Here is a 22268-nt window from a genome sequence, read left to right on the forward strand (position 1 = left end):
GGTCACCTGAAGTCACGCGACGTCGACGCCACCGGGAGACGCAGGGCCGCCAGATGCTCGGCCACGAGATTCGTCGCGCCGTCGGCCCGTTCCACCCGCCCGCGGACCACCATCGCCGCCGCCGACCGCGCGACCGGCCGGAATCTCTTCCACAGCCCCGGCGAGCAGATCACGTTCAGGATCCCCGTCTCGTCCTCCACCGACAGGAAGGTCACCCCGCCGGCCGTCCCCGGGCGCTGTCGGTGGGTCACCACTCCTCCGACGGCGACGCGACGACCGTGCTCCACCTCCGTCACGTCCTGGACGGTGAGCACGCCCGCACGCGCCAGCCCCTCCCGCAGGTGCTGGGTGGGAAAGCTCTCCGGGGAGACGCCCGTCGCCCAGACGTCGGCGACGTCCTGCTCGACGGCCGACATCCCGGGAAGGGTCGGCGCCTCCACGCCGACGCTGACCCCCGGCAGGGTTCCCGGGCCCTCCTGGGCCAGCGCTCCCGCCGCCCACAGCGCCTCGCGTCGTCCCACCCCCAGGGACTCCAGCGCTCCCCCGGTCGCCAGTGCCTCGATCTGGCCCGTGGTCAGGTCCACCCGGCGAGCCAGGTCGCGCAGACCGCCGAACTCTCCCTCCTGCCTGACCCGGACGATCTCGTCCGCGAGCGCCTCACCGATGCTCCGCACCGCCACCAGACCGGTCCGTACGGCGAGCGAGCCGTCCTCGAGCCGTTCCACGCAGGCCTGCGCGCGCGAGGCGTTGACGTCGGGGCGCAGCACCTGGACACCGTGCCGGCGCGCGTCGGCGGCGAGCGACTGTGGCGAGTAGAACCCCATCGGCTGCGCGGCGAGAAGCCCGGCGTAGAACGCCGCCGGGTGATGGACCTTCAGCCACGAGCTCGCGTAGACGAGGAACGCGAACGAGTAGGCGTGCGACTCGGGGAAGCCGAAGTCGGCGAACGCCTTGAGCTTGTCGAAGATCTTCTCCCGCGCGTCACCGTCGACGCCCTTGCGGGCCATCCCGGCCATGAGCCGCTCCCGCAACGCCTGCATCCGTTCGGCCGACCTCTTCGACCCCATCGCCCGGCGCAGCTGGTCCGCCTCCGCGGGGGTGAAGTCCGCCGCGTCGATCGCCATCTGCATCAGCTGCTCCTGGAAGAGCGGGACTCCGAGGGTCTTGGCGAGCGACTTCTCGAGCAGCGGGTGCAGGTACGTCACCGGCTCACGTCCCGCGTGCCGTTCGATGTACGGGTGCACCGACCCGCCCTGGATCGGCCCCGGACGGATGAGCGCGACCTCAATGACGATGTCGTAGAAGCAGCGGGGCTGCAGCCTCGGGAGCGTCGACATCTGCGCACGGGACTCGACCTGGAAGACGCCGACGGTGTCCGCCGCGCAGAGCAGGTCGTAGACCGCGGGGTCCTCGGGCGGGAGCCCGTGCAGGGTGAGCTCGACCCCCTCGTGCTCCGCGACGGACTCGAACGCGAGCCGCAGCGCCGTCAGCATCCCGAGGCCGAGCAGGTCGAACTTCACCAGGCCCGCGTCGGCACAGTCCTCCTTGTCCCACTGCAGGACCGTGCGCCCCTCCATCCGCGCCCACTCCACCGGGCAGACGTCGATCACCGGCCGGTCGCACATCACCATGCCGCCCGAGTGGATCCCGAGGTGACGCGGGAGGCGCAGGAACCGTTCGGCGAGAGCGAGCACGGGCTCCGGGATCTCCCCCTCCTCGGCCGCGGACTCCGGGCGGCGACGTGGGACGACGTCGTGCCTGTCGTCGGCGGCCCCGTCCGTGGGCGGCCCCCAGATCTCCTGCTGCCGCCGGTCCCGGGCGGCCGTGCGCGTCTGCACGCCCGCCTCCCCGGTGGGTTGCGCGGGGGCGCGCAACGACCCCCACCGCTCGATCGACTTGCTCCATGCGTCCTGCTGCCCGACGTCGTGGCCCAGGGCGCGGGCGGCGTCCCGGACGGCCGAACGGGGTCGGTAGGAGATGACGTTCGCGACCTGCGCCGCATGGGTCCGGCCGAAGCGCTCGTAGACGTGCTGGATGACCTCCTCCCGTCGACGGGACTCGATGTCGATGTCGATGTCCGGGGGCCCGTCGCGCTCCGGGGCGAGGAAGCGCTCGAACAGCAGCCCGTGCCGTACGGCGTCGACGGCCGTGATCCCGAGGGCGAAGCAGACGGCCGAGTTCGCGGCGGACCCGCGACCCTGCGCGAGGATGCCCCGCGTGCGGCAGAACTCCACGAGGTCGTAGACGACGAGAAAGTACCCGGGGAAGTTCAGGTCGGTGATCACCTGCAGCTCGTGGTCGATCTGTGCCCAGGCGCGCTCGTTCAGACCCTCCGTTCCCGGAACGCCCGTTCCGGGACCGCCGGTTCCTCGACCCGTCTCTCGGTACCCTCCCGCGGGCCTCGGTCCGTAGCGCTCGGTCGCTCCTCGCTCGGTCAGCACCCGCAACCAGGAGGCCTCGTCGTGCCCCGTGGGCACGGGGTAGGGCGGGAGCCGGGGCGCCACGAGCGAGAGGTCGAAGGCGCACTCCTCCCCCAGGGCCGCCGCCGTCTCGACCGCCCGCGGGTGCCGTCGGTGGCGGTCGAGCATCTCGGCGGCAGAGCGCAGGTGTGCCGTGGGAGCCCCCGGGAGCCACCCGTCCATGTCGTCGAGCGAGGACCGCGCACGCACCGCCGCCAGTGCCCCGGCGAGGTCCGCGTCGCGCGGCCGGGCGTAGTGCACGTTGCCCGTCGCGACGACAGGAAGGCCCGCATCCTCGGAGAGCGCGACGAGCGCGTCGCACACCACGCTGTCCTGTGGTCCGCCCCCGACCGTGATCTCGACCGCGACGTTCTCCCGACCGAAGCAGTCGACGAGCCGCGCGAGCTCACGCCGCGCGGCCGCGTACCCGGCCTCCCCCCGGACGGTCGGGCCGCCTCCGGTCAGGGCATGGCGGACCGCGCCCTTGCGACAGCCGGTCAGGACGAGCCAGTGCCCGTCCGCCCTCTCCCCCAGCTCCTCCAGCGTGTACTGCGCCGCACCCTTGCTCCCCGTCGCCAGGTGGGCCGTGGCGACGGCCGAGGAGAGCCGACGGTAGCCGTCCGCCCCACGGGCCAGGACCAGCAGGTGCTCCGCGCGGGGGTCCGGCACCCCCGTCGGCGCGTCGAGCACCGGCCTGGCCGCCCGACCCTGTGCCCTCGGCAGGTGCAGCTCCGCGCCGAAGACGGTCGGGAGCTCGACCGCGCGGGCCGCCTGCGCGAAGCGCACCACCCCGTACAACCCGTCGTGGTCCGTGAGGGCGAGTGCCGAGAGACCCAGCCGTGCCGCCTCCGCAGCCAGCTCTTCCGGGTGCGAGGCACCGTCGAGAAAGCTGAAGGCCGAGTGCGCGTGCAGCTCGGCATACCGGGGCCTAGTCATAGATCGCCTCCACGGCCCAGCGGCCCCCCGTCGACGCGAGGAGCAGTCCCGTCCCGTCGTCGAGCACGACCTGGAGATACACCCGGCGACGTGGTGCGGGGGTCCACCAGCGCTCGGCCATCGGCCAGGGCCCCGCCCAGGCCTGGATCACGTGATGCTCTCTCGACGGAGAGCCGTCGCGCAGCGACGCGGGCGTCCCGCTCATCGCCAGCCGGACGTCGACCGTCACCGGGCCGCCGTTCTCGTCGAGCACGACGACGTCCCGCGCGACCGGAAGGACGGTGGCGGGAGCAGGGTGCGGCAGCCGACCGGGCCAGGGAAGCGCCGGGTCCCGCTCAGGGGGCACCTGCTCACCGAAGGGCACCAGGTGGACGCGGTCCCGGTCGTCCCGCCCTCCCTGCAGCTCGACGGTGACGACCGCGTCCCCGCCGAGGAGGCCCTGGACGCGGACGAGCGCCCTGCGCGCGCGATGGTCCTCGCCGCTGGACGCGCCCCAGAGGCGGGGCTGCTGGGTCCCTGCGGCGATCACGTCCTCGGCCCGGATCGACAGCTCGACGAGGTTGCCGGGCTGCACACCGCGCACGGCAGATCCGGTGAGCCAGCCGTCCAGCTGCCAGCGCACGCGCTCGGTGATCCGTGCGGCGCTGAGCCCTCCCACGGCGTCGTCCCCGCATCGCCACGTCCGCTCCAGCTCACCACCCGACTCGGTACGCGCACCGATCCGGAGCCGCCCGGCCGACACCCCTGCCCGGACGAGCCGGGCATGCAGGTCCTCGGCGAGCCTCCGGGCGGCGAAGGTCGCGACGTCGACCCGCTCGGCAGGAGGGTCCAGGGCGGTGACGACGGCGATGTCGGGCTCGACCCGACGCCGCCCCGGGGGCCGGAGGTCGGCCCCGCCGGCCATCGCGTGCGCCCACTCCCCGAGGGCCCCGAAGCGCATACCCATGCTCGAGCCCGGCAACGCTGCCAAGGCGCCGAGGGTCGAGATGCCCAGACGTCCCAGGAGATCGGTCAGCTCAGAGACGGCACGCACCTCCACGCCCCCTCCTGCGGCGGCGTGCACGAGGTCGTGAACGGGTCGCGGACCAAGAAAGGCTGCGGACCCGCCCGGCGGGACCACCCCGTCCCCGCGCGCCGCCAGCACGGCGGCGAGCACCCCGTCGGCGACCCCCACCTGCGACTCGAAGCCGGAGTCCGCCGCCACCTGGCTCACCAGCGCCTCTGCGAGCGCCGCCTCCGACCCGTGATAACGGCTCGCGCCCGCGGCGGGTAGAAAGAGGAGCCCCGGACGGGCGATCTCGATCCCCGCCACGACCTTCTCCACGGCGACGGCCACCGGCTCGAACTCCCGCGCGTCCCGGGAGTCGTCGGGAGCCAGCAGCTCCAGGTCCGGGCAGAGCTCCTGGGCACGGCGGCGACGCATCCCGCGCCGCACTCCGTGGGCACGCGCGGTGCTGGAGACCGCGGTGATGCGGTGCGCGGCACAGATGGCGGCCGGGGTGTGCACCGGCACCTGCATGACCGCCATCGCGGCGAGCACCGGCCAGTCCGGCACCCACAGCACGGCGGTCCTGGTCGCGCTCATCCGACGAGCCTGAGGGCAGGGTGCGGCCCGTCCGCACCGGGGAGGTCGTCGACCGCACCCGGCGCGCGTCCGGGTGCCGGGGCACGCAGGGGCAGCTCGATCTCGTAGCGGACCGGGCGGGCCGCCTCTCCACGCCCTGTGCGCTCGACCGTGAGGCGACGGCTCCGCAACCACCCGGCGCCGTCGTCGATCCCCGACCAGGTCCCCGGTCCCGCCCTCAGGACGAGGTGCGCCTCCTCCCACTCCGTGGCCGAGACGAGGACCGCGCCTCGTTCCCGGGCACGGGAGGAGAGCCGACGCCGGTCGGCCGGCGTGACCGGGGCGTCCGGCCCGAGCACCACCAGGTCCAGACCGTCGAGCAGCGCGGCGATCGCCGCCGGGGCCTGCGGACCCGGGGCGGGGACGAGTGCCGTGCGCGTGAGCTCGACACCGGCGTCCGCGGCGGCCACCATGCCCACCCGAGGGTGCCCGACCATGACGGTCCACGCCCCCGCGGCAGAGGCCTGCGCGACGAGCGAGAGCAGCAGCGTCGTCGAGTGCCGGACGACGATCGTGGTCCCGCGGTGCAGCGCCCCCTGCGGCAGCAGGGGCTCCAGCTCCGGGTGCACCGGCCAGAAGCGCTCGGAGGCCGGAGAGGACTCCGCCGTCGCGCGGGGTGAGATCACCGGTGCGTGCCGGAGCCCGGGCAGAGGTGCCGGAGCCACCGCGTGGGCCACGCCGGTCCTGCGCTCGGCGGCGACCAGGGCGGCGCGCGCCCGTGCCGCGCGATCGTGCGAGGGCGCGGTCGACGACGTCGTACCCCTCATGCCACCTCCCCGATCCTGCGCACCGTTCGATCGGAGCACTGTTCGAACACCTGTTCGAACAGTCATCAGTTTTCGCTCTCCTCGAACACATGTCAACCGGAGCCCGCCCGCCTGGTGCCGATCCTGTGTTCCTGTGCACGATGGGAGGCATGAACATCACCGACCGACCCGTCGCCCCCGATCCCTACGCCCAGCTGCCGGCGGTACCGTCCTTCACGCTGACGAGCACGGACCTCACCGACGGCGAACCGCTCGACGACGCCCACGCCGCCCGCGGCGACGACCTCTCCCCGGCCCTGGGGTGGTCCGGGTTCCCCGAGGAGACCCGGTCGTTCCTCGTCAGCTGCTTCGACCCCGACGCCCCCACCCCTGCCGGCTTCTGGCACTGGACCGTCGTCGACATTCCTGCCGATGCCCTCTCCCTGCCGACAGGCGCCGGAGGTGACGACGGCGGCTCCGCCCTGCCGGCCCCCGCCTTCCAGGTGCGCAACGACGGCGGCGGGACCGGATACACCGGGGCCGCCCCACCCCCCGGGGACCGGGAGCACCGGTACGTGTTCGCGGTCCACGCCCTCGACGTCGAGACCCTCGGCCTCGACCCGGACGCGACCCCGACCGCGGTCGCCTTCACCGCCCTCTTCCACACCGTCGCCCGCGCCACCCTGACCGCGACGTACGAGATCCCCGCCGAGGAGGACGAGTGAGCGAGCCGGCACTCCCCCGGCTCGGCAGCCTCCCGTGGACACCGGCGCTCGACCGGCCGGACCTGCTGGCGGACCCCGTCCGCGACGCGCTCGCCGCCTGGGCCGAGGACGAGCCCCGCGTCCGCCACGAGGTCGCGGTCACCGAGATCGACCCCGACCATGCCGACACCGCCACCCTCAACGCGGTGTACGAGCTCCCGCCCTCGGCCTCGGCGAACTGCGTCCTTGTCGCGGGCAGACGGGGCGGGGAGGAGAGAGTCGCGGCCGTCGTCGTGCTCGCGACCACACGCGCCGACGTCAACCGTCGGGTGCGGACCCTGCTCGACGCCCGCAAGGCGTCGTTCCTCGCGCACGACCGCGCCGTGGCGGAGTCGGGGATGGAGTTCGGCGGCATCACACCGCTCGGACTCCCCGGTCAGTGGCGGGTGCTCGTCGACTCCCGGGTCACCGCACCGGGGGCTCCTGCCCTGATGGGGAGCGGGCTGCGCCGCTCGAAGATCCTGCTCCCGGGCGACCTGCTGGCCACGTTCCCGCCGGTCGAGGTCGTCGAGGACCTGGCGCTGCCGACCGTGCAGACCTGAACGGGGCTCAGCCCTCGGAGCGCCCCTGACGCCAGTAGCCCATGAAGGCCACCGAGCGGCGGTCGACGCCGAGGTCGCGCACAAGATACCGGCGCAACGACTTGATCACGCCCGCCTCGCCGGCGAGCCACGCGTAGAGCACCGTGTCCTGGACGAGGGCCGCACCGTTCTCGTCGACCGGGACCTCCCAGAGGATCCCGTGGTCGAGGTCCACGTCCTCGAAGGCCGCGTCGTTCCCGGTCGTGACCTCGTCCTGCGAGCGCCGCACGCCCATGGAGAGGAGGCGGTCGGCGGCGTCCTGCACGGCGGGCTCGAGCTGCGTGCCGTGGCGGGCGCCGTCCCGAGGGAGCCAGGTGACACGCACGCCTGCGGGGACGTCGAACGTCCACGTGTCGTCCGCCGTGGGGACCTCGAGGAAGATCTCCCCGACGGCGTCGTCGGGGAGGGACTCGCAGATCGACGTGATCGCCGGGACCGCCGTCTCGTCACCGGCGAGCAGCAGGGCGTGGCTGCAGGCGGGCGGGGCGAACTCCACACCACCGGTCGGGCCCTCGTGCCGCGCGTTGGGTCCCAGGAGGACCAGCGGGGTACCGGGACCTGCGGCGAGCGCCCACCGCGAGGCGGGACCGAGGTCGCCGTGCAGGACGACGTCGACGTCGACCTCCTTGCGGTCGTGCCGGACCGCCCGCACCGTGTAGGTGCGCAGAGGGTTGCGACGCTCCTCGGGCTGAGCACGCCAGGCGGCGTACCACTCGGGGCTGCGGTCGAGGTGCACGTACCCGCCGTCGGGGGCGGGAAGGACGAACTTGATGCGCTGGTCCCGTCCGTTGTCGGCGAAGTCGTCGAGATCGTCGCCGGTGAAGGTCACGCGGACGAAGGACGCGCAGAGCCGGGTGACGCGCGCCACCGTCACGTCGAACATGCGGTACGGCCGTTCGGTGACCTGTGCAAGGTCGGCGCTCTGCGTCATGATGGGAAGGCTAACCTAAGAACGGATGCGTTCCAACCCTCCGTGACTGATCACACCGTCGTCGGGCGGCGACGGGCGAGTGCTCGCCCGCCGAGCCCGAGCGCCAGCACGGCGAACCCGGCGACGACCGCCGTGCCCGGAAGCGTCAGGGCGAGACCCACGCACCCGACCAGTCCCAGGACCGCCAGCCACCGCGGGTACCGCCGGTGCTCGGCCTGCTGGGTGAGCGCCGCCGAGTTCGCGACGGCGTAGTACGTCAGCACGAGGAACGAGGAGACGGACACCACCTCGCGCAGGTCCAGCGTGAGGACCAGGACGACGAGCACCGCGCCGAGGGCCGTCTCCGTCCGGTGCGGGACGCCGAACCGGGGGTCGACGGCGGCGAACCACCGGGGCAGGTCACCCTCGCGGGCCATCGCCAGACCGGTGCGCCCCACGCCCGCGACGAGTCCGAGCAGAGCGCCCAGACATCCGGTGCTCGCCCCGACGACGACCAACCACACCGGTCCCCCCGCGGCGGCCACGACGTCGGCCAACGGCGCGGCGGATGCCGCAAGAGCCTCGACGCCGAGCGCACGCAGCGCGACGACGGCGATCACGAGGTAGAGCACGACGACGAGGACGAGCGCCGTGACCACCGCGCGCGGGATCGTCCGGCGCGGGTCGCGCACCTCCTCGCCGAGCGTGGCGACCCGCGCGTACCCCGCGAACGCGAAGAACATCAGGCCGGCGCCCTGGAGCACCCCGAGGACACCTGCGTCGGCCACGCCCGCCCACAGCTCGGCGACGGCGCTCCCCGGCGCCGCGGGCGCACCGGCACCGAACGCCACCACCGCGAGCAGCACGGTGGCCGTCACCGCGACGAGCACACGGGTGACCTGTGCGGTGCGGGAGATCCCCCGCAGGTTGACCGCCACGATCAGGACCACGGCGAACGCCGCACCGACACGCGGGGTGTCCGGGACGACGTAGTACCCGAACGTCAGAGCCATCGCTGCGCACGAGGCCGTCTTGCCGACGACGAACCCCCACCCGGCCACGAAACCCCAGGTGGGGCCGAGTCGCTCACGCCCGTAGAAGTACGCACCGCCCGACGTCGGGTACTGGGCGGCGAGCTGTGCCGTCGACGTCGCGTTCGCCAGCGCGACGACGCCGGCGAGCAGGATCGCGACGACGACACCGGCACCGGCGACGTCCACGGCGGGGGCGAAGACCGCGAAGACCCCGGCACCGAGCATCGACCCGACGCCGATGACGGTCGCGTCGACGAGCCCGAGACGGCGTTGCAGCGGCATGCGCAGAACCTATCCGGTCCGGGTGAACACCCGGTGCCCGCGTCAGAGCGCGTCGCCCAGAACGCCACCGCGGAGGCGGCAGCGACGTTCAGCGAGTCGACGACGCCCGCCATCGGTATTTTGACGGCAACGTCCGACGCCGAGACGGCCCTGGCCGAGAGCCCGTCACCCTCCGTCCCCAGCACGAGGGCGAGCCGCTCCGGCGGGCCCGCCTCGAGGTCGTCGAGCGAGACCGCGTCGTCGGCGAGGGCGAGGGCCGCGACCGTGAACCCGTCGTCCTGCAGCTCGTGCAGGCCCGTCGGCCACGCGTCCATCCGTGTCCACGGGACCTGGAACACGGTCCCCATGGAGACCCGTACCGAACGGCGGTACAGGGGGTCGGAGCATCGCGGCGAGACGAGCACCGCGTCGACACCGAGCGCTGCGGCACTGCGGAAGATCGCTCCGACGTTGGGTGGTGTCCGACTACCTTCAACCGGTCAAAATCATCTCCTGACCTCGCGCTATTTATCGAATGGGCCTATCGCTAGCGCAAAGCGAAAGAAGGGGAATTGACATCTAGGGTCTATCGCGCAATAGCAATCGGCTCTAGGCGATCCGTGACACGGCCAGGCCACTTGGAGATTGGAAGCCTCGAGCGCGATGATGGGGGCTGTCACCACTTTCTCGCAACGCCACCGTCGACCGACGGGGAGGAGAGCCCGCGATGATCAGCAGCGTGTTCAACACAAGCGCATCCAACTTCGGCAATGCTGCGATGCAAGCTGCCCAGATCCCGTGGAACGCTCCGGTCGAGATGAGGCTCGGAGCCCAAGGGCCAAGCGAGAACGGCGCGTACATCGAAGTCAGCAGTCAGGATGGATATCTCGAGCGCATCCCGATTGACGATGGTCGTTTGAATGAGTGTCGACAGGAGGGAAGCGGCCCCACTGCGATGGCGCTGTGCCAGCAGATGGTTGACGAATTGGCAGCGAGGATCCGGACGGCAGTAGAAGAAGCACTGAAGGGTTCATCGAGCAACTGAAGCTTCTCGCCGCCTTGAGAGGCTCCGGGCGAGTACGAACTAGAAAAGCGCGGCGATGTCGCCGAGGCATTTGGTTGGCCAACCGAGCCTGGGCGGTGTCAAAGGGTCGAAGCAACATGGGGTTCGCCGGCCAGTAGTCGAGCGAAAGATTCCGTCGGTGTCAGGAAGCGGAGCCGACGACGGGGTCGGTTGTTGATCTCCTCAGCGATCGTGGTGAGCTAGGGCTGGTGATCGGGGATCTCGGTGCCTTTGGGGAGATACTCGCGGTAGAGCCGGTTGGTGTTCTCGTTGGACGGTCTCTGCCACGGGGAGTGGGGGTCAGCGAAGTAGACCGGCATGGCTGTGGCCAGCGAGACCTTCGCATGCTGCGCCATCTCGCTGCCCTGATCCCAGGCCAGCGAGGCCCGCATCATCTCAGGCAGAGCGTTGAAGTACTCGATGACCGCGTCCGCCGTGGGACCGGCGTGCTTCGAGGGCAGGGCGAGCAGGCCCGCGAACCCGCTCATCCGCTCGGCCAGGGTCGCCGCGCACGAGGTGCCGTTCTTCCCGATGATCAGGTCTCCTTCCCAGTGCCCGGGCACACGTCGCTCGGCGGCGTCCTCGCCCCGCTCGCTGATCGGGACCATCCCCACGATCGGTCCGCCCCTCGTCCGCCCGGTCGTGCGGGGCTTGCGCCGGGTGCGCTTGGACTGAAAGAGGATGCCGCGTCGGGCGAGCTCGCACTTGGGGAGGGCGTAGATGTCCTGGTAGATCGCTTCGCCGGAGACGGTGCGGCCCTGAGCGTCGGGGGAGTTCGCCATGCGTTCAACGGTCGGGTTTGCGGCTTCCAGACGCAAGCGGCCCGCGATCTCGTTCGGCGTCCACGACGCGGCCAGATCCGCCTCCACCCTCGCCTGCAGCACCGGATCCATTGCGACCTTCCGCTGTTGCGGACGCGCGCGGCGACGCGGCGCGGCCACGTCCGCGGCCACGTCCGCGGTCACGGCCTGGTAACCGCGGGTATTCGTCGAGTTACGTCGAAGCGCTCTGGAGAACACCGAAGGGCATCTACCCAGCTGAGAAGCGATGCTGCGGACTCCCCAACCGGCCTTCGACCCCGTTGAGATCTCCATCCGCTCCGTGAACGTGAGCCGCCGCCGCACCGTCCCAGGCCTCCTCGCCTCGAGCTCTCACCGACCGGGAGTGTTGCTACGACGCTATGACACCGCCCATGGCACCGGCTCCATCATGAGACCGTCAGCGCGGACTGCATCCGACGCTCTCGTCTCGCCGCCAGCGCGGCTTGCAACCGCCAAACGGACTACGAAGACCTCGATAACCAGTACGTCGCTGCTGACGCCCCCTACCTTCGCAATAGTTGAGCGCGACATGGCGGGCTCTTGGTACTCTCAGAGGGACTTGTCAGTGTTGCCGCCTGAGCAAGATTTTTGACTCCTTGCACTCAGACGTTCAAATAATCGTTCGCATTGAAGTGGGGCGCTGTGCAAATTACCAAGGTGAAGATCGAGAACTTTCGTGCCCATACAGAGACGGAAATTCCGCTGACTCAGTTGGGCTCACTGATCGGTGAGAATAATGCTGGGAAGTCTTCGGTTCTGCATGCAATCCAGTTTGCATTGGAAGACCGAAGGGTTGAAGATTCGGACTTCCAAGACGTGAGCAAGCCGATAGTTGTGACGCTCTACCTCGCTGGCATCACGGATCAGGATCTGGAACGCACCGGAGAGACCCACCGAGAAAAGGTCTCGGGGATGCTCACAGACGGCAAGCTGACGATCGTTCGCTCCCAAAACCTCGGCATGAAAGCCGAGGCAAAGTATCTCAGGCAAGTCCCGAGTGATCCGCAGTGGAGTATTGATGCTCTCAACGCGGCAACGAAAGACAAGAAGGGTAGTGGGCTCCGTGCCGCGGCAGTTAAACTGCGCCCTGCGCTAGATGGCCTTCTAGGACGAAAACCCCTAAAGAGAGACATTACCGAAGCGTGGCACACCCTCAATGGTAAGCTCCCCCGCGAGGAACTCCAAGGACAGCTCGATCCGTTCCCGACAGGCATCGCAACGGCCATAAAGCCACTCTTCCCTTCCGTGATCTACATCGAGTCAGTCAAAGATGCTTCAATTGAAACGAAGGCCACTGGAACGTCGGCCTTCGCCAAGCTTCTCGGCATGCTCTTCGAAGAAGTGCAGGCACAGTTCTCTGATATCGAGGAGGAGTTCAAGGCCGTCCACAAGAAACTGAGTAGACACCTTGACGTGGATGGTCAGTTGCAGGATGAGCGACTACATGCTGTCCGTCAGATTGAGAACGTCATCGAACGGTACGTCACAGCGAGCTTCCCTGGCGTTAAGGTTCACATGGACATCCCTTCGCCAACGCTACCGATGTTGTTGTCATCGGCTGATCTGCTCATAAACGACGGTCATATCAGCAAGGTCTCCAGCAAAGGCGATGGCCTGAAGCACAGCGTCCTGTTCGCACTCTTGCGGGCGTATGTAGACATGCGTGACAACGGTCTAAAGATTCGAGAGGATCAAGCCAGGACGGAGCCGACCGACCACGGTTCACCTGAGGTGATCAGGGCACCCAAACGATCGTACTTGCTCCTATTCGAGGAGCCCGAGCTATACCTCCATCCTCGAGCCCAGCGGCAACTCATTGCCGCACTGGCGGAGTATGCGAAGGACCACCAGGTGCTTGTGACGACGCACTCGCCAGGCTTCTTCCAGCCGGGGGCCAAGGGGTTCACGCGCCTGTTCAAGACGGAGACAGGCGTGACCGCCAAGCCGGTAGACCTGGCGCTGAATCTCAAGGACGCCTATCAGATCGTCAGACACGAGAATAACGAAGCTGCCTTCTTCGCCAACAGTGTCGTCTTGGTTGAAGGGGACAGTGATACTTTCGTCTATCCACACCTTGCGAAGCTGTTTTCCCAAGACTGGGACGACATCGAACGAAATGTGATGTTCGTGAAGATCGGTGGGAAGGGGAACATCAGTCGCTACCGGACCTTCTTCAAGCACTTCGACGTGCCAATCCACGTAATCACCGACCTTGACGCACTGTCGAACGGGTTCGAGCACCTCACATCAGTCACGGAGATCAGGGAAACAAGGGGCAAGCTTATAAATACGGTCAAGGAGTATCTCACCGGCCCGAGTACGCCGAGTCGCGACAAAGTTAAGGAGATTGCCCGCAGCAGAAGTCCTCGGGAACTATGGGCGTCCGCACAGAACAATCTCGCCATCTGGAAACAGGATAAGACGGACATTGCGGCACAAGCTATCGAGAAAGACTTGATGACGCTCTTCGATGCTGGTAACGGGGACTCGGTCCTCGCACTTCTCACGAATCCGCCTACAGACGAGATCAGAGCGCTCATCGAGGAAGTTGTCGGGGCGCTGGCAGACGAGAATACCTATGTTCTCCGCCGCGGTGACTTAGAGCATTATTGCCGCACCGACTCCAAGAATGACAAGGTGGCGACGGCCATGAAGTTCTGCGAGGACACGGCAACGCTGGACGGACTCAAGACGGCTCACGGTGAGGCTGGGGATGCTGTCGCGGCGGAGCTGAAGGGCATCTTTGCAAGCATCTTCCAAGAAACTACCATCGCCTCGGACACGACCAGTTACGGCGGACAGGCCGTAGTTTCCGTCTAGAGTCGTGAACAGCGAGTTCGGCGACGGCGACAGCACGCCGGTGCAGGCAACTGCTGCGCCGGATGTTTTCGCAGATTTCAGGCTCGACCTCACGCAGATCGATCGCCAGGGCCGCGACTACGACCCGTCCGAGTGGCTTGCCGTGCCGCTGGAGAAGATTAACCGAGCATTTCACGGTTCGTGGAGAAGCGGAACGTCGCGTCGCTGGCGGAGAACGGCCCGTGGTCCTGCGGTGATGGGTGTTGTCTAGACAGCCACATCCCAGAGCGCCACGAGCCTGTGCACGAGAATACTGGTTCGCAGCGAGATGCTGCGAGCACGATCTTCAACCTGCCCAACTACCGCGTCACAGACGCCGCAGACCTGCCCGGTGAAGGCCGGCGGGTGGCGATCGTCTCGACCGTCCCGCCGGGCCGTCCGGCCTGTGGGGTGCTTGCGGTGAAGGTCCACTCCCATCAAATGCAGCAGGTCAGAGACGTCTTGGGCTGTGGAGGTCGTGTCGGCTAAACGCCGCTGGTTCTGCCTCTATCCAGCCAGCGCCCGGCGGACGTTCTGGGAAGCCACCGACGAGGTCCCGCACCGCGCGCTCGACAACCCGGTTGCAGCACCAGATTGTCTCCGCAGTGATCACCTCGGGCCGGGCGGCCTCGGAAGTCGCTCGGGCTCAAGGCGTCTCGTGGTGGCTGATCCAGGCCGCGTTGGCGGCTGCCGCCGTGCTCCTGTCAACCGTCGACCGATGTGCCAGTGACGCGCCTGGGCATCGATGAGCGCCGTCAGAGGAGCGCTCGCGCCCGAGAGAGGAAGGAGTAGGTGGTTTCCGCGGTCTCGTTCTCGAGGGCCTTGGTGAAGGCCGGGCGGGAGTAGCCATCGAACGCGGAGTGCAGATAGGTGTAGATAAGCGCTGCTTGCGCGCCCGCGCGCTGCCACGGCCATGGAGTCGCCAGCCTCCATCTTCGGGGATCTGTCCGGCCATCTTCACGTCCAGGTGAAGCATGTAGCCCGGGGATCTAGCGCTGATGACCGGCATCTTCAACGGCAGCGTTTCGAATCTCGGCTGGCCTGCCAAGCAGTCAGATTTCAAGTAGCAGAAGTCGCTCCTCATCAACGACACTATTTCCCGGGCCGAGAATCGACTTGAGTCGGCCTTTGAGGAGCGGGCGAGGACCGACGGGCGACGTATATTCCACGCGTCTATTTCAGGTTCGCGGAGTTCGGCTGCTCCTGTGCCGATAGACAGAAGTCATCGTTTAGTTTGATGACGAGAGCGATCATTAGCCTGAGTGCGATCACGTAGGAATGGAAGTGCGTATCCTCTCCCTCCCCGTTCGCCTGTGAGCCGTGGAGGTATTTGTTACGCAACTCCGGTCCGTTGCTGAAGTCCACCTTGTTGAGGAAGTAGTTGAAGTACTGACCCTCGGCTTCGGTGAGCAGGGAGGTGCGACGCTCGACCCAACCGCGCGCCACCATGGCGTCGACCTCGGCGCGTTCGTGGTCGGACAGGTGGTAGTAGCTGCAGGCTTCAGTCATAAACAGGGATCTGAGGATGAGGAACTGTTCTGCGTTAGCGATCTGCACCCGGGCACCTGTGTCCTCGAGGATGCCGAGCGCAACCAACTGGTCGATCGTCGATCTCTGGTACTCGTGAAAATCATCGTAGGTGACTTGGTTCTTCAGTAGTAGTTCAACAGCGTTGTCACCTCTGAGTTCGTCGCTAATGTAGGTGAGCGACGACTGGTCAGAAAAGAGCACATTCAGGATGCCGGCGATTTCCGGGCTCTGGGTCGAGTAGACGTACTTTCCGGGCACCAAGCTCGGGACCGCCTTGTAGCGAACCGGATCTGAGGTTATCGCGAGGAGGTCGGAGTCGAGCTCACCGTTGTCGACCCAGAGGCTGAACTGCGTCAAGACGCTCTCCATCTCGGCAAAGATGTGGCGGACGCGCTCCAGGTAGGAGGCCCCGCGGCTCGACGGCCGAAACGAGAAGTTTCTGGCGTCGAACTCCTCCACGAGGTATTCTTGGAAGAACCACGAAATGACATCCTCGAGATCTCTGCCCTTTTCCTGCAAGTAGTGCTGGTACAGCCGCGTCTGAAGGAGGCTACTCATGTCAACTGCACTAAATTCTGCCCCCACCTGATAATGGGTTTTGCCCGCCGTCCCCATGAAACGCTCGAAAACGCCCAGTTTCGCCGGGTATGATGGAAGGGACAAGAGTACTTGCTCATCGGCGAGCTTGAAGAGGTGCTGAAAGTTGTTGAGTATGCTGGGATTATCGTTAGACCCATCCAGCCAACGACTGCTGTAGGTGAATCGTGCGCTCACGCCGTCGGACTCATCCAGCTCAAATCGGGCTGGCTCATCCTGCGTGTCAGAAAGCCTCACCTCGGTACCCATCCTGATCCCGGGGTTGTTTTCGAATAGCTTCTCAATCATCTCGGCGTTACGACGCTTCGCTCGCAACTTCAACTTGGCGTCGACGCCCGTATCCTCTCTGACAGGCGCGGACTCGATCAAGCCGACATAGTTGGGATTGGCATCCGGGCTGTCGACGTACTGCTCGAGGAGGTCGCGTGCATCCGCCTGGGTCAGGCTGCGCGGGAGGTTCACCTCATCACGAACATCCTTCTGCAGGTGCTTACGGATCAGATGCTCGGCATTCGTCGGCGAGGCGAGGAGCTGGTCGCGAACCTCGGCGTCGTACACCGCCACGAGCTTCTTACAGGCGAGCAGTTCGCTTAGGCGGACTCCCGCCTGACCGAGTGCTTGCAACATCGTGGGAGGGTCGCAGCGCTCAAATGCCTTGTAGCGTCCGAGTAGCTCGAGGAGGTCGGCGTGGTACTCGTGGCCAACGCCACCGATAAGCGATGCACAGTTGGTGCTGTCAACCGAGGTGAAGAACCTGGCTACGGCGCTGCGGATCGCGGCAATCCGGGATGTTGCGCTTGTACGCTCCGATTCGGTGTAGTCGCGAGGGAAGAATCCGTTCTCAAGGTACTGCTGAACGTTGTGAAGTTCGAGGAGGTCCATAGTCTCCGATGGGGCATCCGCTGGGTCAAACCGCTCAACCAGCTCAGCGACGCGCTGGACATACATGCCCGCAGCAAGGTCATGGACATCGAAGAACCGCACTCGCCGCACAATGTCGTCCTCGCTGCTCACGTTCTCGCCTCCACCTTCATCTCCTGAAATGCCCACCATCCTGACGCACGGGTCCGACATTGAGAGGACCAGGCATCAACTTTCTTCGATTATGCGTCTAATCCCCTCAGACATCGACGATTTGATCGACCTGGGTAGGTCCACGAAGGCGTCGACTACTAACTTGACGTGCTCGACGCTGTCCGGGTCTTGGAGCACGTCCGTGGTTCGCTTGAGGCTTTGGTGGGAATCGTCCCCCGCGAGGGTGCATCACACCCGGTGACCACAGCCACTACGCTTTATCCTTCCGATGTCTACCGCGTCGCGTAGAAGGCCACCGCTGAAGCGGCCGCAACGTTCAGTGAGTCCACGCCGTGCATCATCGGGATCGTGACCCGCCGATCCAGCAGGACATCCGTCTCGGGCCCGAGGCCATGACCTTCACTGCCGAGTACCAGTGCGAGCTTCGAATGATCCTCAGCCACGAGTTCGTCGAGCGTGATCGCGCCCTCCCCCAGGGTCATGCCAGCGACTACATAGCCGGCGTCTTTCAACTCCTGGACGCCGGAGGGCCACGTTGGGATTCGCGTCCACGGCACCTGGAAGACCGTGCCCATGGACACTCGGATCGAGCGACGGTAGAGCGGATCAGCGCAGGTCGGAGTGACCAGGACGGCATCGACACCCATAGCTGCTGCTGACCTAAAACAGGCACCGACGTTGGTATGGTCAACCAAGCCCTCGAGCACCGCGATGCGGCTGCGTTGCCCCACGTCAGACGAGGGTTCCGGATGAGGTAGTTTGGGGCCACACACGTTCGTGTGGTCGACGATGTCCTCGAGCACGGCGACGCGCCTGGCCCCCCGACCACCTCGGGCAGAGGCCAGCAGCTCTCGCACGGACGCCAGCGGCGGGCGGTGCATCGCCGCGAGCGCGCCGCGGTGGAGGTTGAACCCGGTGATCTCCTCGAGCAGCTCCGACGGCGCGACGTACACCGGGACCGGCGTGCCGTCCTCGCGCGGGGGGAGCTCCGCGATCGTCGGGGCGAGGTCGGGCAGCCACTTCTCCGCCATGAGGAACGACCGTGGGCGGTGGCCCGCGGCGATCGCCCGTCGGATCACCGTCGCGCTCTCCGCGATGTACAGGCCCTTCTCCGGCTCGTGCCGGGACCGGAGCCGGACGTCGGTCAGGTTCGTGTAGTCACCGATCCTGTCGTCAGCCGTTTCCAGGTGGACGACGCCGGGCATCTCGGTCACTCGCGCTCCCTCGTGTCGTCTCCGTGCGGTGCGGTGCCGTCGACCGCGGCGGCGGATGCGGGTGCGGAGGCGAGGTCGGCCTCGGGCACCTCGACCTCACCGCCCTCGCCGTCGCTCACCGGCGCGGCGAACTGGCTCGCGTAGAGACGTGCGTACGCCCCCTCGGCGGCCAGCAGCTCGTCGTGGGAGCCCTGCTCGACGATCGAGCCCTGCTCCATCACGAGAATGACGTCGGCGTCCCGGATCGTGGAGAGCCGGTGAGCGATCACGAAGGCCGTGCGGCCGGACCGCAGGGCGTTCATCGCCTGCTGGACGAGCACCTCCGTGCGGGTGTCCACCGAGCTCGTGGCCTCGTCCAGGATCAGGATCGACGGGTCGGCCAGGAACGCGCGGGCGATCGTGAGCAGCTGCTTCTCCCCGGCGCTGACGGCCCCGCCGTCGTCGTCCAGACGCGTGTCGTAGCCGTCGGGAAGCGTGCGCACGAACGAGTCCACGTGGGTGGCTCGGGTCGACTCGAGGAACGCCTCCTCGTCGACGTCGACGCCGTCACGCACGCCGTAACGCAGGTTCTCCTCGATCGTCCCGCCGAACAACCACGTGTCCTGCAGCACCATCCCGATGTCCCCGCGCAGCTCGTCGCGCGTCATCTGGCGGGTGTCGACCCCGTCGAGCAAGATCCGGCCACCGTCCACCTCGTAGAACCGCATGATGAGGTTCACGAGCGTGGTCTTCCCGGCGCCGGTCGGCCCCACGATCGCGACGGTCTGTCCCGGCTCGACGACGAGGTCGAGGTGCTCGATCAGCGGAACGTCGTCCCGGTAGGAGAACGAGACGTCGTCGAACTCGACACGCCCGCGCACCGGCTGGACGGAGACTCCCCCGGCAGGGTCTGGACTCTGCTCCTCGGCATCCAGGAGTCCGAAGACCCGCTCGGCCGACGCCACCCCCGACTGCAGCAGGTTCATCATCGACGCGATCTGCGTGATCGGCTGGGTGAACTGCCGCGAGTACTGGATGAACGCCTGCACCTCACCCAGGGAGATCGCGCCGGAGGCGACCCTCAGACCGCCCACGACCGCCACGATGACGTAGTTGAGGTTGGCGATGAAGCCCATCGCCGGCTGGATCGTGCCGGAGATTGCCTGTGCTCTGAAGCTGGCGTCGTAGAGGGCCGCGTTCTCCCGGTCGAAGTCGTCGAGCGCCGACTGCTGGTGCCCGTAGACCTTGACGAGCGTGTGGCCGGTGTACATCTCCTCGACGTGGGCGTTGAGCCGTCCTGTCGCCGCCCACTGCTCGATGAACTGCGGCTTCGACCGCTTGGCGATCACGGCGGTCACGAGCACGGACAGTGGAATGGTCACGAGGGCGATGACCGCGAGGAGCGGCGAGATGTAGAACATCATGGCGAGCACGCCGACGACGGTGAGCACGGCGGTGACCAGCTGGGACAGCGTCTGCTGCATCGTCTGGGACACGTTGTCGATGTCGTTGGTGACCCGCGAGAGGATCTCTCCGCGCTGGTTGCGGTCGAAGTACGACAGCGGCAGCCGGTTGATCTTCGTCTCCGCGTCGGCCCGCAGTGTGCGGGCGGTGCGCTGGACGACGATCGCGGTCAGACGGCCCTGGAGCCATCCGAAGACGAACGCCCCGAGGTAGACCACGACGACCGCGAGGAGGATCGTCGCGAGCGCCGAGAAGTCGATCCCCTGACCGGGGACGACGTCCATCGCCCCGACCATCGCGGCCAGCTCGTCCTCGCCGGCCTGCTCGAGCCCCTGGACGGCCTGCTCCTGGGTCGCACCCGCGGGCAGCTGGGAGCCGATGATGCCCTCGAAGATCACGTTCGTCGCGTTCCCGAGGAGCTTGGGGCCAGCGACGGCCCCCGCCACCGAGACGACGGCCAGGGCAAAGATCGTGAGGATCAGCGGGCGTTCCGGGCGCAGGCGTCGGACGAACTGGCGGAAGGACCCCGTGAAGTCCGAGGCCTTCTCACCCGGCACGCCCATGCCGCCGTGAGGCCCGGGGCCCCCGCCCTGGCGCGGCGGGCGGGCCGGCGCCGCGGCACCGGACGGGCGGGTCGCGTCGGCGGGTGGTGTCGTGCGGTCGTCGGCGCTCATGCGCTCGCCTCCTCGATGGAGAGCTGCGAGTACACGATCTCCTGGTAGGTCTCGTTGGTCTCCAGGAGGTCCTCGTGGGTTCCCTCGCCGACGACCCTCCCTCCGTCGAGCACGACGATCTTCTCGGCGCCGCGGATCGTCGAGACCCGCTGGGCCACGACGAGGACCGCAGCCTCACGCGTGCGAGGTTCGAGGGCCGCGCGCAGCGCAGCGTCCGTCGCATAGTCGAGCGCGGAGAACGAGTCGTCGAAGAGATAGATCCGAGGCTCCCGGATCACCGCCCGGGCGATGGCCAGGCGTTGGCGCTGGCCTCCGGAGAAGTTCGACCCACCCTGTGCCACGGCCGCGTCGAGCTGCCCGTCGAGGTCCTGCACGAAGGACTTCGCCTGGGCGACCTCGAGCGCGTCCCACATCTGCTCCTCGGTCGCGTCGGGTCGCCCGTAGCGCAGGTTGTCGGCGACGGTCCCGGAGAACAGGAAGGCCTTCTGCGGCACGAGGCCGATGATCGAACCGAGGTCCTCGGCGGTCAGGTCCCGGACGTCGATCCCGTCGACGAGCACAGCGCCCGACGTCGTGTCGAAGAGTCGAGGGATCAGGTTGAGCAGCGTTGTCTTCCCCGACCCCGTCGACCCGATGATCGCGGTCGTCTGTCCCGGTTCCGCACTGAACGTGAGGTCGTGGAGCACGGGCTCCTCGGCACCGGGGTACCCGAAGGCCGCGCCGCGCAGCTCGACCCGGCCGGTCGGTCGTTCCGGCAACGGAGTGGGGTCGTCCGGTTCGACGACGGACGGTTCGGTCCTCAAGACCTCGCCGATCCGCTCCGCCGCCACTGCCGCCCGCGGCAGCATCACGAACATCATCGTCGACATCATGACGGCCATGAGGATGTACATGATGTAGCTGAGGAACGCGGTGAGCTCGCCGATCTCGAGCTCGCCCGCGTCGATCTGACGCCCCCCGAACCACATCACCGAGACGCTCGAGAGGTTCATGACGAGCATCACCAGCGGGAACATCAGTGCCATCAGCTTGCCGGCACCCAGGGACGTGTCGAACAGCGCCTCGTTGGCGACGGCGAACCGCTCCTGCTCGTGCCGCTCGCGCACGAACGCACGGATCACGCGGATCCCGGTGATCTGCTCGCGCATCACCTGGTTGATGCGGTCGATGCGCTTCTGCATCCGGCGGAAGTACGGGATCATCCGCGAGACGACGAGCCCGACGACGACCGCCAGGATCGGCACGATCACGACCAGCAGGAGCGACAGCCTGGCATCCTCCTGCAGCGCCATGATGATGCCGCCCACCAGCATGATCGGGGCCATCACCATGATCGTGAACGACATGAGGACGACCATCTGCACCTGCTGCACGTCGTTGGTCGACCGGGTGATGAGCGACGGGGCCCCGAACCTGTTGACCTCCTGGGCCGAGAACGACTGCACCTTCTCGAAGAACCCGCGCCGCACGTCCCGGCCCAACGACATCGCCGCTCGGGCACCGAAGAAGACGGCCAGCACCGCGCAGATCACCTGTCCGATGCTGAACGCCAGCATCACGCCACCCGTGCTCAGGATGTAGTCGGTGTCGCCCTTGGAGACGCCCTCGTCGATGATGTCCGCGTTCAGGCTCGGCAGGTACAGCGTGGCGAGGGTCTGGAGCAGTTGCAGGACGAGAACGGCGATCACCGCCCACCTGTACGGGCGCAGGTACTCCTTGAGGAGCTGGATCAGCATGG

At 67.6% G+C, this 22268-nt stretch carries 14 protein-coding genes and 3 pseudogenes; 5 read left to right on the forward strand and 12 right to left on the reverse strand.

All coding sequences use genetic code 11. From position 1 onward, the window contains the following. Positions 1-2 precede the first annotated feature (2 nt). From BLU20_RS09145 to BLU20_RS09155, 3 genes are read right to left on the reverse strand one after another with little or no spacing between them, the layout of a single operon-like run. A complete protein-coding gene (locus BLU20_RS09145) occupies positions 3-3395 on the reverse strand; it encodes an error-prone DNA polymerase (protein WP_083372333.1) in 3393 nt (1130 codons plus the stop codon). Next, the gene (locus BLU20_RS09150; RefSeq protein WP_083372334.1) at positions 3388-4980 is read right to left on the reverse strand and encodes a DNA polymerase Y family protein; all 1593 of its coding nucleotides are present in this window, start codon (positions 4978-4980) and stop codon (positions 3388-3390) included. The genes BLU20_RS09145 and BLU20_RS09150 overlap by 8 nt, the downstream gene beginning before the upstream one ends. Then, positions 4977-5786, reverse strand: coding sequence for a hypothetical protein (locus tag BLU20_RS09155; protein WP_052367072.1), 810 nt, complete (start codon positions 5784-5786; stop codon positions 4977-4979). The genes BLU20_RS09150 and BLU20_RS09155 overlap by 4 nt, the downstream gene beginning before the upstream one ends. A 149-nt stretch (positions 5787-5935) precedes the next feature. On the opposite strand from BLU20_RS09155, the gene BLU20_RS09160 reads away from it, so the two are divergent. Next, on the forward strand, positions 5936-6490 hold the full coding sequence (locus BLU20_RS09160; protein WP_029253291.1) for a YbhB/YbcL family Raf kinase inhibitor-like protein: 555 nt from the start codon (positions 5936-5938) through the stop codon (positions 6488-6490). Further along, on the forward strand, positions 6487-7071 hold the full coding sequence (locus BLU20_RS09165; RefSeq protein WP_083372335.1) for a YbaK/EbsC family protein: 585 nt from the start codon (positions 6487-6489) through the stop codon (positions 7069-7071). Before BLU20_RS09160 ends, BLU20_RS09165 begins: the two co-directional genes overlap by 4 nt. Positions 7072-7078: 7 nt before the next feature. On the opposite strand, the gene BLU20_RS09170 is transcribed toward BLU20_RS09165, so the two are convergent. The 3 genes and pseudogenes from BLU20_RS09170 to BLU20_RS09180 form a co-directional block, all read right to left on the reverse strand. Then, positions 7079-8041: a siderophore-interacting protein gene (locus BLU20_RS09170; protein ID WP_083372336.1), complete on the reverse strand. Its 963-nt coding sequence runs from the start codon at positions 8039-8041 to the stop codon at positions 7079-7081. A 50-nt stretch (positions 8042-8091) separates the two neighbouring features. Then, on the reverse strand, positions 8092-9336 hold the full coding sequence (locus BLU20_RS09175; protein WP_083372337.1) for an APC family permease: 1245 nt from the start codon (positions 9334-9336) through the stop codon (positions 8092-8094). Between the two features lie 44 nt (positions 9337-9380). Next, positions 9381-9791 (reverse strand): annotated as a pseudogene (locus BLU20_RS09180) (TrmH family RNA methyltransferase); the annotation flags it as partial. A 251-nt stretch (positions 9792-10042) separates the two neighbouring features. Here BLU20_RS09180 and BLU20_RS09185 point away from each other — a divergent pair. Next, positions 10043-10360 carry a hypothetical protein gene (locus BLU20_RS09185; RefSeq protein ID WP_083372338.1) on the forward strand — a complete coding sequence of 106 codons (318 nt, stop codon included), beginning with the start codon at positions 10043-10045 and terminating at the stop codon, positions 10358-10360. Positions 10361-10458: 98 nt separating this feature from the next. On the opposite strand, the pseudogene BLU20_RS09190 reads toward BLU20_RS09185, so the two are convergent. After that, positions 10459-11502: pseudogene (locus BLU20_RS09190) on the reverse strand (IS30 family transposase). A gap of 354 nt (positions 11503-11856) precedes the next feature. On the opposite strand from BLU20_RS09190, the gene BLU20_RS09195 reads away from it, so the two are divergent. Beyond that, positions 11857-14019, forward strand: a complete 2163-nt coding sequence (locus BLU20_RS09195) for an AAA family ATPase (RefSeq protein WP_172829055.1) — start codon at positions 11857-11859, stop codon at positions 14017-14019. A gap of 4 nt (positions 14020-14023) precedes the next feature. Further along, positions 14024-14269: a hypothetical protein gene (locus BLU20_RS13785; RefSeq protein ID WP_157270419.1), complete on the forward strand. Its 246-nt coding sequence runs from the start codon at positions 14024-14026 to the stop codon at positions 14267-14269. Positions 14270-14801: 532 nt separating this feature from the next. Here the strand turns inward: BLU20_RS13785 and BLU20_RS14195 are convergent. The 5 genes and pseudogenes from BLU20_RS14195 to BLU20_RS09230 all read right to left on the reverse strand — a co-directional run. Beyond that, positions 14802-15037 (reverse strand): annotated as a pseudogene (locus BLU20_RS14195) (IS481 family transposase); the annotation flags it as partial. A 173-nt stretch (positions 15038-15210) separates the two neighbouring features. Further along, positions 15211-17178 (reverse strand): hypothetical protein, encoded by a 1968-nt coding sequence (locus tag BLU20_RS09210; protein ID WP_083372340.1) that lies wholly within the window; start codon positions 17176-17178, stop codon positions 15211-15213. Positions 17179-17471: 293 nt separating this feature from the next. Beyond that, positions 17472-18404: a TrmH family RNA methyltransferase gene (locus tag BLU20_RS09220; RefSeq protein ID WP_083373002.1), complete on the reverse strand. Its 933-nt coding sequence runs from the start codon at positions 18402-18404 to the stop codon at positions 17472-17474. Between the two features lie 5 nt (positions 18405-18409). Next, entirely contained in the window at positions 18410-20530 is a 2121-nt protein-coding gene (locus BLU20_RS09225) for an ABC transporter ATP-binding protein (protein ID WP_083372342.1), read from the reverse strand. After that, complete coding sequence (locus tag BLU20_RS09230) at positions 20527-22266, reverse strand: ABC transporter ATP-binding protein (RefSeq protein WP_083372343.1); 1740 nt, start codon at positions 22264-22266, stop codon at positions 20527-20529. Before BLU20_RS09230 ends, BLU20_RS09225 begins: the two co-directional genes overlap by 4 nt. Positions 22267-22268: the final 2 nt, after the last annotated feature.

This window comes from Paraoerskovia marina, from assembly GCF_900105445.1.
GTDB lineage: Bacteria > Actinomycetota > Actinomycetes > Actinomycetales > Cellulomonadaceae > Paraoerskovia > Paraoerskovia marina.

What these genes read in the sequence shown, in the direction of transcription:
- BLU20_RS09145 (WP_083372333.1), bottom strand. Translation starts at nt 3,395, where the DNA reads ATGACTAGGCCCCGGTATGCCGAGCTGCACGCGCACTCGGCCTTCAGC.
- BLU20_RS09150 (WP_083372334.1), bottom strand. Translation starts at nt 4,980, where the DNA reads ATGAGCGCGACCAGGACCGCCGTGCTGTGGGTGCCGGACTGGCCGGTG.
- BLU20_RS09155 (WP_052367072.1), bottom strand. Translation starts at nt 5,786, where the DNA reads ATGAGGGGTACGACGTCGTCGACCGCGCCCTCGCACGATCGCGCGGCA.
- BLU20_RS09160 (WP_029253291.1), top strand. Translation starts at nt 5,936, where the DNA reads ATGAACATCACCGACCGACCCGTCGCCCCCGATCCCTACGCCCAGCTG.
- BLU20_RS09170 (WP_083372336.1), bottom strand. Translation starts at nt 8,041, where the DNA reads ATGACGCAGAGCGCCGACCTTGCACAGGTCACCGAACGGCCGTACCGC.
- BLU20_RS09175 (WP_083372337.1), bottom strand. Translation starts at nt 9,336, where the DNA reads ATGCCGCTGCAACGCCGTCTCGGGCTCGTCGACGCGACCGTCATCGGC.
- BLU20_RS09185 (WP_083372338.1), top strand. Translation starts at nt 10,043, where the DNA reads ATGATCAGCAGCGTGTTCAACACAAGCGCATCCAACTTCGGCAATGCT.
- BLU20_RS09220 (WP_083373002.1), bottom strand. Translation starts at nt 18,404, where the DNA reads ATGCCCGGCGTCGTCCACCTGGAAACGGCTGACGACAGGATCGGTGAC.
- BLU20_RS09225 (WP_083372342.1), bottom strand. Translation starts at nt 20,530, where the DNA reads ATGAGCGCCGACGACCGCACGACACCACCCGCCGACGCGACCCGCCCG.
- BLU20_RS09230 (WP_083372343.1), bottom strand. Translation starts at nt 22,266, where the DNA reads ATGCTGATCCAGCTCCTCAAGGAGTACCTGCGCCCGTACAGGTGGGCG.